Origin of the sequence: Salinispirillum sp. LH 10-3-1 (assembly GCF_030643825.1) — a bacterium.
Classification (GTDB): Bacteria; Pseudomonadota; Gammaproteobacteria; order Pseudomonadales; family Natronospirillaceae; genus Salinispirillum.
The window spans coordinates 350404-364829 of sequence record NZ_CP101717.1 but is presented as its reverse complement, the minus strand read 5'-3'; the positions used below and the strand labels follow the sequence as shown (position 1 = coordinate 364829).

Below are 14426 nucleotides of genomic sequence, written 5' to 3'. Positions count from 1 at the left end.
GTTAGGGTGCAGGAAGACTACGAAGTGATGTCACTATGATCGATAACCGCATTAAATTTCGCCACCTGCAATGCTTCATTGAAACCGTCCGACAGGGTGGTGTGGTGAAGGCCGCGGATCACCTCGCACTGAGCCAGCCAGCGGTGTCGAAGAAGCTGCGAGAACTCGAAGATATGCTGAGTACCGAGTTATTCGACCGGCACAAGCGCGGTGTGGTGCTGACGCCAGCCGGGCAGGTGTTTTTACGCCATGCCCTCGCCAGTGCTAATGCGCTGCAAGAGGGTATCATCGGCGTGCAACGCGCCCAAGCCGAAGAGCACCCACCGCTGCGTATCGGCATTTTACCGACCGTAGCCTCGCGCATACTGCCACCCGCGGTGGCCGGGTTCAAAATGCACATGCCTGACGTAGCTCTGCATGTCACTACAGGCCCCACGCCGGTGTTATTAGATCGCCTGCGCGTTGGCGAGCTGGATGTGATGATTGGCCGCTTAGCCGAGCCCGACCAGATGCAAGGGCTCGTGTTCGAACAATTTTACCTGGAACTCATTACCCTGGCTGTGAAGCCGACACACCCCGGACTGCAGGACCGGCGCAATCCGCTGACCCTTTTGCGCGATTATCCGGTGATCATGCCCTCCAACGACTCTGTAGTGCATCGGTCGATAGAAAAATTTCTGCTCGGCCATGGCATTGTGCTGAACAACGACCGCATTGAAACCAACTCACACGCTTTCGCACGCGCCTACACCATGGATTCGAATACCGTGTGGATCATTTCCCGCGGTGTCGTGGTACGTGATTTCGCGGAAGGCAGTTTAACGGAAATCACCTTGGATACGCGCGACGTACTGGGGCCCATCGGGTTTACTCGGCAGGCTGAAACTCTAATGTCGGAACCATTAAAATTCTTGCTGGAATGCATTCGTATGGTGGCCGCCACCATCGCTGACCACTCGTCGGTGCAACGCTAGTCGTTACCGTGTTAATGCGCACAAAGACGCAACAAAAAGCCCAGTGTGAGGACGCTCACACTGGGCTTAGAATGCCACTTAAGGGCGGTTTATTGCTTGTCGGTCTGACGCACCGATGCCAGGCTAGAATCCACGCTCAAGCCCAACTCTTCGCCAATCTTCTTCAACGCGGGCAGTTGCACCGCCATACCCAGTATGCTGTCCAAGGCCTGATTCACGACGGGCTTTTCCGCACTGCCAACCGGGCCACTTTCACGCTGCCCTAAGCCCGTAATGTGATGAATCTTGATGGATTCAATCTTCTCAGCAGGCTTCACCATTTCAGCAACGATTTTCGGCCACGCGATCAAGCGCGCTTCTTCGAGCTTCATCGCAATGACCTGCTCGTTAAGATTGTTTTCAGCCGATACCATCGCCGCACGACCTTCGGCTTCGGCCAGCATCTCTGCCTTGCTGGCTTCGGTGCGCAGAGCGCGACTTTCTTTCTCTGCCGTAGCCTCAGCAACCCGCGCTTTGGCACGGTCCGCCGACGCCATACGCTCGGCTTCAGCCGCCATACGCACGCGAATACTTGATACCGCCGCTTCTTGCTCGGCTTTCACTTCAGCCAGTCGCTTCAAGCGTTCCGCTTCGGCCAAGGCCTGCTCGGTGTTCACTTGCTCGGCGGCACGCACGGCCAGTGCCCGCGCTTCGTCAGACAGTGCATGCGCGCGGCTTTCCTCTTGTGCTTTGGTTTGCAATTCGATGTCGCGATCGCGCTCCAGCAGCTCTAACGCCAACTGACGCTTCACTTCGGCTTCCTGAACCACTCGCTCGCGTTCAATATCGGCACTGCGAATGGCGCTTTCCATCGCAATGCGCGCTTGTGCCACGGCCCTTTCGCTGTCGGCTTTACGCGTCGCCACCTCAGCCAGCTGCGCGGCTTTTAAGGTTTCAATTTGCTGCACCTGTGCGATGCGCGCTTGTTCTTCTTCAAGGTCTAAATCCAGCTTGCGCTTCGCCACTTCCAACGCCGAGCGGCGCACCGATACATCAGCATCGGCGTCGATGTTGGCCCGGTCTTTTTTCGACTTGGCGATCACTTCGGCCAGCTTGCGCATACCTTCAGCGTTAAAGGCGTTGTTTTCGTCTAAAGCCTGGAACGGCGTTTGGTCCATGTCAGTCAACGACACGGAGTCCAACGCCAAGCCATTGCGCTCTAGAGACTCCAATAAGCTGCTGCGCACCTTGCCGACAAACTCACCGCGCTTTTCATGCAGTTCGTCCATGCTGAATGTGGCCGCTACCGAACGCAGAGCATCGATCAGTTTACCTTCAATCAGTTCACGCAACTTGTCGGCCTGAAACGTCCGATTCCCCAGCGTCTGTGCCGCCTGCGCCACACCCTCAGCGGTAGGAATGACTGATAGGTAAAACTCCACGCCGACATCGACGCGCAAACGGTCTTGGGTAATTAACGAGCTATTACCTTGGCGTTTGACTTCCAAGCGCAAGGTTTGCATGTTCACCCGCGCCACATCGTGGAAATACGGAATGGCTAACACGCCGCCATCCAACACCACTTTACGGCCCCCCACGCCCGTGCGCACCAGGCTCACTTCGCGTGTACCGCGTTCATAAAATTTCGCCAATATGGCAATAACAATGGCCAATACGATGAGGCCAAGAATGATCCAAACTGCTGCGTTAGCCATGAGGCATCTCCCGCGTTGTCTTGTTCTTGTTAAAAACTGTGATGATCAAAGGCCGTAGGCTTCGCACATGAGATGCGAGGCCATACCACCGTCCACCGGCAAATTCGCACCGCGTAGCCAAACGCTCTGGTCAGAAAGCAAGAAGGCCACCACGGGAGCAATGTCATCGGGTCGCCCCGGACGATCCATCGTCGCCATATCTTTCTCCGCCCTGTCACCCAAGGTTTGGATGAAGTCACCTAAAATAGGTGTATCCACCGGCCCGGGACTGATCGCGTTCATGCGGATACCGCGCTGCCGCCACGTCCAACGGTTTTGCAGGGTCCAGACGATCAAGGCTTCTTTCGAGAAGAAGTAAGAGCGCCCGCCGTTACTGCTCACATTGTGCTGCCGCACGAAATCTGCCACTCCGGCGAAATCCAAATCCTCGCTGGCCTTGATGGTGCTGATGGCATCGGCCCACCCACTGCCCGCCAACGAAGCCAAATTCACAATGGATGCGCCGTCATTGAGCTTGGGTATCAACTTAAGCGTGAGGTACTTCAACCCCACTAAGTTGACCAACAACACCCTCTCGGCTGGCGCGGTGGGCGGTAAACCCGCAATATTGGCCAAGCCATCAATGCCCTGCGGTAGGGCATAGACCAATGCGTCGATCACGGCCTTATCGGACAAATCGGCCTTGTAGAACTCGTCCACCGACTCCGCCGCCGCGCCCTGTGGAGCATGCACATCCACCCCAAGTACCCGGCCTCCTAAGCGCTGTATCTCTTGGGCCGTCGCCAGACCAATGCCCGACGAACTGCCTGTGACTACCAATGTTTTGCCCTTGAGGGCTTTTTTTGCTTTCGACATCACCACGCCTCCTAGAACACGGGCGGGAACGGGCGACCGCCCCGATCCAGTGTGACCCAACGGGTTTGTGAAAAAGTTTCAACCGACCAGCGACCGCCGTGGTTGCCAAGGCCCGAAGCCTTGGAGCCACCGAACGGAATGTGCGGCTCGTCGTTCACTGAAGAGCAGTTGACGTGGCAACTGCCGGTATCCAACAGCGCCGCCATGGCCAACGCTCGATTTTCATTGGCAGTGATGATGCCCGACGACAGGCCGTACTCGGTGTCATTGGCAATGGCAATGGCCTCTTCATCGGTACGGAAGGGTATGCACACAGCTACGGGACCAAAGGTTTCATCGCGGTACACTTTCATATCCGGTGTCACATTGGTGATGATAGTGGGCTCGACAAAGCGCCCCTTTACGCCACCACCCAGTAAGATGTGGGCACCCTTAGCCCGCGCATCTTCAATCTGGTCCTGCACCCGTGCGGCTTGCCGGTCGTTGATCAAGGGCCCAATAACCGCATCCGGATCCGTCGAGGTATCACCCATTTTCAGGCGTGCTGCACGTTCGACGAACTGGGTCATAAAGGTGTCCCAGATGTTTTCATGCACTAGCACCTTTTCCACCGACATGCAGATCTGCCCTTGGTGCATGAAGCTACCGAAGTTGGCAGCTTTAACGGCACGGTCCATATCGGCGTCTTCCAACACGATCAAGGAGTCTTTACCGCCCAATTCGACACAGGCCTTTTTCAAATGCGCACCGGCGGTCGCCGCAATGTGGCGGCCCACAGGCGTCGACCCGGTGAATGAAATGCCCTTCACGATAGGGTTTTCCACCAGCTCGGCACCGACGGCTTGCACGTTTTCACGCGAGCAAGTAACGACATTGAGGACGCCATCGGGCACCCCGGCTTCGGCAAAAATCTCGGCGAACAACAGGCCGCCTAGGTAAGGCGTATCTTCCGACGGTTTCAACACAATGGTATTGCCGATCGCGCATGGGAAGGCGAGGCCGCGACTGGTTAAAATCAACGGCATGTTCCACGGGCTGATTACGGTCACTACACCCAAAGGTTTGCGCATGGCCAACGAAACTTTGTCGTGTTCAGAGGGCAGGATTTCCCCTACATTGCTGTAGGCGGCAGCGGCAGCAGCGCGGAAGACGCCAGCGGCATAACCGGTTTCGAACATGCCTTTACCGAACCAACCACCGCCTTCGGCGCGACTGGCTTTCACAATGTCATCACGGCGTTTTTCGAACACGTCAGCGACCCGATTCATTAACCGAGCGCGCTGCGTGTGCGGCATCGCCGCCCACTCGGGCTGTGCTTTTTGTGCCGCTTGGATGGCCGCACGGGTTTCGGCGATGCCAGCATCGGGCGCTTTACCCCATACGTCACCCGTGGAGGGGTTAACATCGTCAAATGTTCGGTCGGTGGGTACCCACTGGCCGCCAATGTATAAGCCTTTGAAATTGTGCATACGGTTACACCTTTCTTTTATCGACCAATGTCAGAGCACTGCGTCCGTGGTCATCGACCACTCGACGGTAGACTTCCAACACGGGTGCGGATGCGGTTGTTGAGGATTCGATGCTCGACGACAACGGCGTCGGCTCAGAGTTGTTCTGTGACGCCATGGACACGGGCGAATTTGGTACGACCGAAGGACGCTGAGCTTGCACGGCGGAACGCTCCATGCGGCTTAGCATATCGGCCAAAGCGCCTGCACCGGCGACCGGGCTTTCGGTAGTGGGCGCATGACCCACCTTACCCGACCAGGCAGCGCGCTGACGCGCTTCGGCCGAGCGAATAGCGTCGTCCACGGTTTGCCCCAGTACCTGTGTGACATCGACACGAGGGATAGCGTAAGGACTTGGCTTAGCAATCCTGCCCTGTGCGGCCTGGTCAGCCCGAGCATCACTTCCCGTACTGGCGGTTTTCTTGTCCTGTGTTAGCGTTGCGCTGTCGTCCGCTTTCTCTGGACGAGCACCGGTACGGCTGGCCGAGCTACTGCCCGAGCCGCCCAAATAGGCTTTCTGTACCGCCGGATCGTTCAGCAGATTCCGCGCACTGTTTTCCGCGACGATGTGGCCGTTTTCGAGCAAATAACCACGATCGGCGATGGACAGACTCTGCTTGGCATTTTGTTCCACCAGCAGCACGCCGACACCGGTATCGCGCACCGCTTTACAGGTTTTGAATACATCGCTCGCCAATAAGGGCGACAAACCCAAAGAGGGTTCATCTAACATGAGAACCGACGGCGACGACATCATGGCGCGCCCAATGGCTACCATTTGCTGTTCACCGCCACTCATGGTGCGAGCGATCTGCCGACGCCGTTCTACCAAGCGCGGAAACAAACTGTAGATGCGCTCCAGATTCTGTTGTTGCTCAGCGCGCGCCCGTTTGGCGTAGCCACCCAGCAGCAGATTTTCTTCCACCGTCAGATCACCGAAGATGCCGCGCCCCTCTGGCACCAACGCTAAGCCGGTTTCGACAATTTGGTGGGCGCGCAACGTAGTCAATGGATGGCCGTTCATCATCATGTTACCGCCCGACCGCGGGGTCAGCCCGCCAATGGTGCGCAGCAAAGTACTTTTGCCCGCACCATTGGCCCCCAAGATCACTACAATTTCGCCGGGTTTAATGTTCAGCGAGACTTGATTCAACGCCTGATGCTGGCCGTAGTAAACGGATACGTCCTGCACCGACAAGCCGCTTTGATCACTCATGGTCATCCCCCAAGTAGGCTTGAATCACGCCTTTATCCGACAGCACCTCGGTCGGGGTGCCTTCCGCGATTTTCACACCACTGCTCATCACCACGCAGCGGTCACATAGGCTGCGAATCGCATCCATCACGTGTTCAACCAAAATAATGGTGCGCCCTTCGTCGCGCAGACTGGCGATCAACTCGATCCCCACCTGCAACTCAGTCGGGTTCAGACCCGCCAGCCATTCATCCAGCAACAAGATGCTCGGATCAGCCGCCAAGGCACGCGCCAGTTCGACCCGTTTTTGGTCGATGTAGGTCAGCGCTGAGGTTGGCCGGTTCGCTACGGCGCCCATACCAACACGCTCTAGCTGGCGCTGGGCGTGTACCCGCAAGGCCCGTCCCCAGAGGCGCTTATGCCCGAACACCGCACCGGCCATAACGTTCTCTAGCGCGGTCATGGCGGGCAACATGCGCACCAACTGGAAGGTGCGAGCCACCCCGGCCCGCGCCCGCTTACGCGGTGGCAGATCGGAAATCAGCAGGTCTTCCATCATGATGTCGCCGCCAGTAACCGGCAGCGCACCAGAAATCAGGTTCATCATGGTGGTTTTACCGGAGCCATTCGGCCCGATCAGCCCCATCACCTCGTGCTGATGCACGTCGAAGCTCAAGTCATTTACGGCAATCAAACCACCAAAGCGCTTGGTGACGTTGCGCACTTCTAACACCACAGGTCGCTTATCCATGATCAGCCCCCGGCGATTTACGCGCTTTGCGATACAGATTTTCGAGAATGCCGGAGACCCCGTTGGGGATGTAGAACACCACCACCAGGAAGGCCAGGCCCATCACCAGCACCGTTTGATTGGGGAAATTCGACGCAATGACTTCCCACAGCAGGGCAAAAGGAATGGCGCCCATCAAGGGCCCCCACAACCGATGCACACCACCTAGCAAGGCCATGATCACCACCAAAAAGGACACCTGAGGGTTAAACGCCATGGACGGTTCGATGTACACAAACCGCGGTGCCATGACCGCTCCCACCACCGCAGCAAAGGCACCCGACACCATAAACAGCATGATCTTCGCCCCCGCCGTGTTAATACCACTGTGTTTGGCCACCAACTCATCGTTACCAATGATGCGAATGGCGAAGCCCAGCCGCGACCGGCCGATTAACCAACCGATCACGTACACCAAGGCAGCCAGGGCAAGCAGTTGCCAATAGATCTGCGCTTCGGTGATATCAGTGAACACGTATTTACCGCGACTGCCACCAAAGTTGCTCTGCCACCAGGTCACCAACTGACGGGTTAGCTCCGCCAACCCCAAGGTGAAAATAACGAAGTACACGCCCGACAGACGCAAGGTAGCGGCCCCTACGGCCGCAGCCATGATCGCCCCGGCAGCGGCGGCGATGAGCAACAGCAGCCAATACGGCATGACATCAATGCCAGACGCCAGGATGTAAGCGCCAACGCCGTAGAAGGCCGCTGTCGCCAAACTGATGTAGTGCGTCGGTCCGGAAAACAGTGCCCACGACGTCGCAAGCACGGTGTACATGGCAATAGGCACCATCAACGACAGTAAGGAAGCGCTGTTGCCTAGGGCCGGAACATACGCCAGCAGGCCGAAGAGGATTAAGGCCACGACCGCGATGGTCATTTCTTGACGGGTCATGATGCACGTCTCCCAAACAAGCCCTGTGGTCGGAACAACAGGACCAAAATGAACAACAAATACGCCGACGCCAGTGTTAAACCGGGATCAACCAGGCGGGCTACCAAGGTTTCGGTAATGCCCAATACCAGCGCCGCCACGATGGCGCCACGAACGTCACCGACACCGCCCATAATGACGATCACCAGGGCTTTCATGGTGAACACGATGCCCACTGATGCTTCAAAGGTCAGGAAGGTACTGAGCAGCACACCACCGGTCGCAGCTATCGCACCTCCCAAGGCAAAGGCAAACGTCGACACGCGCTGCACGTCGATGGCCACCAGACCGGCAGACGTTGGGTCCACCGACACCGCACGAATCGCCATGCCCGCACGGGTGTTGTTGATCCAATACCAGAGCGCGCCACAGATCACGACCGCAATGCAGAACGCCGTTACTCGGTTCAATCCGTAACGACTGCCGAAGATTTCGACCGGCCGCGACAGAAAGGAATAGTTGAAATAGTTGCCGCCAAATACGGCCAAGAAGATGCCCACGAAGACGAAGCTCAGACCGAAGGTGGTCAGGATGCTGTCGACTTCTAACTGGCCACGATTTTTCGCCCGTTTCACCAAGGGCAAAAGAATGTAGCGATAGATCAACCAGTTGAGAGCAAAGGCACCGGGGATCACCAGTATCAGGGATACATAGGGGTTCAGACTGTGTGCGGTCACCACCCAAAATGCCGCGAAGGCACCCGCCACCAGCATTTCGCCGCTGGCCAGGTTCATGATTCGGGCGACACCGTACTGCAGGGACAATCCCATCGCCACGATGGCATACACGCCACCGAGGAAGAGCCCCGTGATGAGAAGTTGCATCATGTCCACACCATGTTAGTTAAGAAGCCCCGAAGCCTTGCGGCCTCGGGGAAGGCACACTCACACAAGAAAGCGCGTTGGAATTACCAATCTGGACTGGCAATGGGTTGCGCAGCGCCGGGCATATTGGGTGCCGTGCCGCCAATGCCATAGAACTGACCGTTTTGCCACTGACCCACGGTCCAGTAATCACTGATCTGCTGGTTCTCGAACGTCCACTCACCCATCACTGTGTCAAAGCTGTTGTCTTTGATGTACTGGGTAACCGCCGCACGATCCACCGAACCGACACCCTCGATGGCTTGCGCCAACACTTCGAAACTGGCGTACGTCACCGCACTGGCCCAGTAGTCAGGATGCGTGTTCGTGACCCGCTGATGCGCTTCGGCATAGGCTTGGAAACGAGGATCGGCTGGGTTCACTCCACCCACACCAAACACACCGTTGATGCTGTCACCGAAACGCGCCGCATAAGACGGGAACGGTGTCGCTACTGCCGTGTAGAAAGCATCCACTTTCATGCCTTGGATCTGCGCTTGTTCGGTTAACGCAAAGGTGTCGGGAGGATAGGAGAAAGCGACAAAGATGTCGGGGTTAGCCGCCATAGCGGAGTTGATGATCGGTGACACGTCTTGAATCGTCGGTGGGTACGACGTGGTGTACACCAAATTAAAGCCTTCTGCTTCAAACACTCGACGTGCAGCCTGCGCCAACTCAATACCAAACGCATCACCCACGTTCACCATGGCCACTCGACTACCGGCCTTACCCTCGGCACGCAATTGCGCCATCAGTTGCGCTACGCCTTCGGCCAAAGGTGAAGTCTTACCTAAAGTAAAAAACACCCCGTCATAGCGTGCCACCAGCGTATCGGTCTGATCGGTGATCGCACTGACGTTGATCATGGGGTAACCCAAACGATCAAACAGCGGAGCGGCAGCCAAAGCCAGACCGGTGCTGTATGGAGCAAGAATAAAATCGGCGCGGTCATTGGTTGCCAAGCGCTGTACCGAACGGATAGTCTCAGACGGATCAGTGCGATCATCGTATTCAATGATTTGAATCGGACGACGTGCGCCGTCAGCCATCAACAAGCCGCCTTGACTGTTCACTTCTTCTTGCCACAACGCCACGTTAGGCCAAAAGGTGACGGCCGCACCCCCGGCTAACGCGCCGGTTTTAGGGGCCACCGCACCGATGCGAATGGGGTTGGTATTCTGCGCCAATGCACTGGTCGCACCAACGGTTAAGACGCCCGCCAGCGCGAGTGCACTGAGCCGTCTTGGGTTAAACAAAGATTTCATCTTGACGTCCTCGTATTGTTTTTTTTGTATACAGAGTGCTGCCATCAGAATGCGCCATTGCACTCTAATGCCTGAACAATCTGCGCCGGACGGCTTGAAGTAAAATGAGTTTTAGCGAATACGATATATCGATTTCGATATGGAAAAGTAAGGACTCTCAAAAAGACTTGCTCAAGCACGCGCGATGGCGGGTTCCGAGGACCTATTCGGGATAGCCATGGATCGTCCCAAATCGAGCAGCAAAACCCAACAACTGGACATTGCGTTCCAATGACAGGAAGATACTCAAGCCAATACGCGCGCCAACCCTGCCAACGCCAGTACCATCAAACCGAACATGGCCAACGCATAGGGAATGTTCTGGCGCATGATCTGATAGCCACTGACGCCGTAGCGCCCTTGTAACGACAAATTAATACCTGACAACGGCCCGACACTGGTACCAATGGCCCAGCCGCCCAGCGCGGTGAAGGCAAACAGCGTCTGTTCACTGCCTTGCAGACTGAGCATCGATGCCAGAACAGAGATACCAATAATGGGATGCAAACCCAGTGTCGCCGTCACCACAATGATGGTCAAACAGCTAATGGCTTGCAGGACACCAAACTGGGCAAACAGCGTCCATTCGGCCCCCATAAAGGCTTCAATGAAGGTCGACAAGCCGATGGTCAGCAATCCTGCAGCCAAAAACAGACTCACTTCACCCCGCATTAAAGGCATGCGTACCAGCACATGTTGCTTGAGTTGGCGCACGCCACTGCGCGCACTCCACCACAAACGGCTCATCAACGCTGCCAGGGGCATCAGCAGTGTAATGATGCTCACAATGCTTAATGACGGTGTGATCACCCAGTGAAACAGCAACACCCATGCCGCCATGATCAGCGGCATCAGCAGGCTACGCGTGGTAAGAGAGAAGCCCGTTACATCGCTTAAGTCGAAGCGCTGCCGAAGGTCTAGCGATGAAATCAATCCCGCCAGCATGGCCAATGGGAACCCCCACAAGAGAATCTGCTGATAAGCCATGTCGGGCACTAACGTCATCACCACCGCCATCGAGGCAAAGAATGGTGACCACAACGCTGCACTCGACAGCCCACGATTAATCGCCAACAACTGCGGCGTTTTCAACTCACCCTGGCGGGCTAATCGGTCACCCACAAGGAACATGGTCGACAAATTCAGCACGATGCCTAAGAAATGCACCCCCGCCCACGTCTGCAGCATCCCTATAAAGCCTGTACGACCTAACGTTGCACGATTATTCGCCCCCTCACTGCCAATCAGCCCAATGAAGCTCACACCCAGCAGCATAGCCACCACATACACGTTGCCGGTCAACACGCGCGCCCAATCCACCTCGGCTTCGTAACCAACAGCTGCCGAAACGGTCAACCCCAGCCCAACCACCGCCAAAATGCCCGCTTGCCAGCGCGTCCGGCGTGGAATATCAACCCACAACAGCACCACACTGCTCCACAGCACATAGCTGGCTAGATCGGTAAGAGAAAATGCAGGAATAAAGCTGATAATCTGCAACAGCAGCCCAATCACCAGTAATAGGCCGGCGAGACTGTGGCGCAGCGGTGATGTGACAATGGCTTGCGGCATACAGGAGTCCGAAAATGGGCTAGGTACTTATACTAGCACCAACCTTACTAAGCGTTTGAGAACCTGCATTCTGCTTGTTGGACGGCTTGAAGGGCCACTAACGATCTAGAAGCGCAGTGAGCTGACCGGTCAGCACTTCGGCATCTAACGCTTCATTCTGTTTTACCGACCACAGAATGCGCCCATCATCAGTCACCAAAAACCAAGTACCATAATTATCCACACCCACCGCTGTCGCTGCAGTGAACTCGTCGTAGTTGCGCGGAAACATCAATAGCACTTGGTCGTCCTGCACCGGTGCTTGATATTCTCCAACGATGCCTCGTCGAATAAAGCCATGCACAAACCGTGGCGCACCGGCAATGATGTTCAAATGCAAAACAGCTGGCAACGCCGGGGTGGTTTCAAGCAACTGCTGATGCATGTTCATCATCGCCTGCTGCTGTGCTTGGCCATTTTCTTGGCTGGTACTCGCCACCACAGCCACCAAGGTATGCGGTTGCGCGGTGATCCAGTCGTGGAGTTCGCGGTTGTCGCCCGACGCCGTTTGTACTGTCCAATTCGGCAGTTGAAACTCTGTTGCTAACACCGACATGAAGGGCAGTGACCATAGGGCAAACATCATGAGTAGTCGCTGCATTTTCTTTCCCTAACTAAATAGTGTCTGCCATGTACGTAAGCGTTATAGAAATAGGATTACCGCAGACCCAGCGCTCGCTCGGCCTGGGTTTGGCTGCCTAAATTCTTGACTTGCGTATACCCCATATCACGCAATGCCGACTCAGCGATACCCGCACGTCGACCGCTACGACAGTACAGCAAGACCGGAGTGTTCTTGTCTGGCACCAGGGCAGCAATACGTTGTGGCACCAACTCATAGGGCACCAATACCGAGCCATCTATATGTGACTGCTGGTGCTCCAAGGGCGTGCGCGTGTCGAGCAAGATGCCCTCCTGCCACCAGCGGGCGTAGTCTTCGTCGCTTGATGAACAGCCACCCAAGGTGAATAGGCAGACGATGGACGCTAAAAGTGCGCGGAACATAGTGATCTTCCCTCATTAATTTTAGAATATTCTAATATTAAGGCACGCAAAGATCAAACGCGTGTTTTGCTGGTTAACTTACTCAGGAGGAATGAGAAGCATTAAAAACAACAAGAATCGAGCACGGACAACCTTCTAGAGGGTGTCCGTGCCCTAGTGGAGGCAGGCTTATTCAGCCGCTTTTGCCAGCGCTTGATCAATATCCGCCATCAAGTCATCGATGTGCTCAATGCCAATAGACAAGCGCACCATATCCGCACTGACGCCCGCCGCTTTTAGCTCGTCATCGTTTAGCTGGCGGTGCGTAGTCGATGCTGGAATCGCGGCACAGCTTTTCGCATCGCCAATGTTCACCAAACGCAGAATAAGCGTCAGCGCGTCGTAGAAACGCGCCCCGGCTTCGCGGCCACCTTTAATGCCGAAGCTCAGAATACCGGAGGCCTTTCCGCCCATATATTCTTTCGTCAGCGCGTAGTCTTTATGTGTGCTCAAGCCGGCGTAATTCACCCAACTAACCATCGGGTGCTGTTGCAGGAATTCAGCAACTTTTTGCGTGTTGTCGCACACGCGCTCGATACGCAGAGCCAGTGTTTCCAAACCTTGCAGCAGGTTCCAAGCGGCTTGTGCTGACAGAGCGGCCCCCATGTTGCGCAATGGCACGACACGCGCCCGCGCAATAAAGGCAGCATCACCCACATCACGGGTGTAGCTGACGCCGTGGTAGGACACATCCGGATCATTCAACAACGCAAAACGTTTTGGATGGTCGGCCCAAGGGAATTTACCGGAATCGACAATCACACCGCCGATGGTGGTGCCGTGGCCGCCAATGTATTTGGTGGCGGAATGCACCACGATGTCTGCGCCTTGCTCGATCGGCCGCCACAGGAACGGCGTCGGTACGGTGTTGTCGACGATCAACGGAATACCCGCCGCGTGCGCGATCTCAGCCAAGCGCTTGATGTCCACCACACTGCCCGATGGGTTACCCACCGATTCGCAGTACAGAGCCTTGGTTTTGTCGTCGATCAGGCTTGCCATGCGGTCGAAGTCGTTTTTATCCACAAAACGCGTTTCAATGCCCTGACGCGGCAGAGTGTGCGCCAGCAAGTTATAGGTGCCGCCGTACAATTCACTGGTGGAAATGATGTTATCGCCGGTTTCCGCAATAGTCTGAATTGCATAGGTAATGGCCGCCATGCCCGAGGCCACAGCCAACGCCGCAATACCACCTTCTAGCGCTGCCATGCGCTGTTCGAGCACGTCGCACGTTGGGTTCATGATGCGCGAGTAGATGTTGCCCGTAACTTTCAGATCAAATAGATCCGCGCCATGCTGGGCGTTGTCGAAAGAAAAAGAGGTGGTCTGGTGGATGGGTACCGCAACGGCTTTTTGATTGTCGGCTTCGTACCCATGGTGCAGTGCAATGGTCTCGCGCTTCATGTTTTGCTCCTTGTTTGCTGAGCCAAGGAGTGTTACTGAGCGAGGGGTAATTGGCAAGGGGGTAAAAAACCTGCCATGGCAGGTTTTTTGAAATGGCGCGCCCTCGAAGGATGGGCTCGGGTGCTGTCCTGCACCCGCCCGCTTCGCGGCGCTGTGCGGCCCAAAACGCTCCCGGCGTTTTGTCGAACCTAGCAGAGGTTCTCATTACCTCTCAAGCGCGCATAAAAAAACCTGCTCATGGCAGGTT

General features: G+C 56.0%; 12 protein-coding genes and 1 pseudogene. 1 reads left to right on the top strand and 12 read right to left on the bottom strand.

Features of this window, described 5'->3' with window-relative positions; genetic code table 11:
• The first annotated feature begins 35 nt into the window (after positions 1-35).
• A complete protein-coding gene (gene pcaQ / locus NFC81_RS01640) occupies positions 36-974 on the top strand; it encodes a pca operon transcription factor PcaQ (RefSeq protein WP_304995796.1) in 939 nt (312 codons plus the stop codon).
• 89 nt (positions 975-1063) lie between these two features.
• Here pcaQ and NFC81_RS01635 read toward each other — a convergent pair whose 3' ends face one another.
• The 12 genes and pseudogenes from NFC81_RS01635 to NFC81_RS01580 all read right to left on the bottom strand — a co-directional run bounded on the left by NFC81_RS01635 (position 1064) and on the right by NFC81_RS01580 (position 14179).
• Positions 1064-2668, bottom strand: coding sequence for a flotillin domain-containing protein (locus tag NFC81_RS01635; protein ID WP_304995795.1), 1605 nt, complete (start codon positions 2666-2668; stop codon positions 1064-1066).
• Between the two features lie 45 nt (positions 2669-2713).
• Positions 2714-3523 carry a coniferyl-alcohol dehydrogenase gene (locus NFC81_RS01630; protein WP_304995794.1) on the bottom strand — a complete coding sequence of 270 codons (810 nt, stop codon included), beginning with the start codon at positions 3521-3523 and terminating at the stop codon, positions 2714-2716.
• An 11-nt stretch (positions 3524-3534) separates the two neighbouring features.
• Positions 3535-4992 carry an aldehyde dehydrogenase family protein gene (locus tag NFC81_RS01625; RefSeq protein ID WP_304995793.1) on the bottom strand — a complete coding sequence of 486 codons (1458 nt, stop codon included), beginning with the start codon at positions 4990-4992 and terminating at the stop codon, positions 3535-3537.
• A 538-nt stretch (positions 4993-5530) separates the two neighbouring features.
• A pseudogene (locus NFC81_RS01620) lies at positions 5531-6247 on the bottom strand (ABC transporter ATP-binding protein); the annotation flags it as partial.
• Entirely contained in the window at positions 6240-6977 is a 738-nt protein-coding gene (locus NFC81_RS01615) for an ABC transporter ATP-binding protein (RefSeq protein ID WP_304995792.1), read from the bottom strand. The pseudogene NFC81_RS01620 and the gene NFC81_RS01615, both read right to left, overlap by 8 nt.
• Complete coding sequence (locus tag NFC81_RS01610; protein ID WP_304995791.1) at positions 6970-7914, bottom strand: branched-chain amino acid ABC transporter permease; 945 nt, start codon at positions 7912-7914, stop codon at positions 6970-6972. The genes NFC81_RS01615 and NFC81_RS01610 overlap by 8 nt, the downstream gene beginning before the upstream one ends.
• Positions 7911-8780, bottom strand: a complete 870-nt coding sequence (locus tag NFC81_RS01605; RefSeq protein ID WP_304995790.1) for a branched-chain amino acid ABC transporter permease — start codon at positions 8778-8780, stop codon at positions 7911-7913. Before NFC81_RS01605 ends, NFC81_RS01610 begins: the two co-directional genes overlap by 4 nt.
• An 80-nt stretch (positions 8781-8860) precedes the next feature.
• Positions 8861-10081: an amino acid ABC transporter substrate-binding protein gene (locus NFC81_RS01600; protein ID WP_304995789.1), complete on the bottom strand. Its 1221-nt coding sequence runs from the start codon at positions 10079-10081 to the stop codon at positions 8861-8863.
• Between the two features lie 285 nt (positions 10082-10366).
• Positions 10367-11692 carry a hypothetical protein gene (locus tag NFC81_RS01595; RefSeq protein ID WP_304995788.1) on the bottom strand — a complete coding sequence of 442 codons (1326 nt, stop codon included), beginning with the start codon at positions 11690-11692 and terminating at the stop codon, positions 10367-10369.
• A gap of 97 nt (positions 11693-11789) precedes the next feature.
• Positions 11790-12332 carry a hypothetical protein gene (locus NFC81_RS01590; protein WP_304995787.1) on the bottom strand — a complete coding sequence of 181 codons (543 nt, stop codon included), beginning with the start codon at positions 12330-12332 and terminating at the stop codon, positions 11790-11792.
• A 56-nt stretch (positions 12333-12388) separates the two neighbouring features.
• On the bottom strand, positions 12389-12736 hold the full coding sequence (locus tag NFC81_RS01585; protein ID WP_304995786.1) for a rhodanese-like domain-containing protein: 348 nt from the start codon (positions 12734-12736) through the stop codon (positions 12389-12391).
• A gap of 168 nt (positions 12737-12904) precedes the next feature.
• Positions 12905-14179, bottom strand: a complete 1275-nt coding sequence (locus tag NFC81_RS01580; RefSeq protein ID WP_304995785.1) for an aminotransferase class I/II-fold pyridoxal phosphate-dependent enzyme — start codon at positions 14177-14179, stop codon at positions 12905-12907.
• Positions 14180-14426 lie beyond the last annotated feature (247 nt).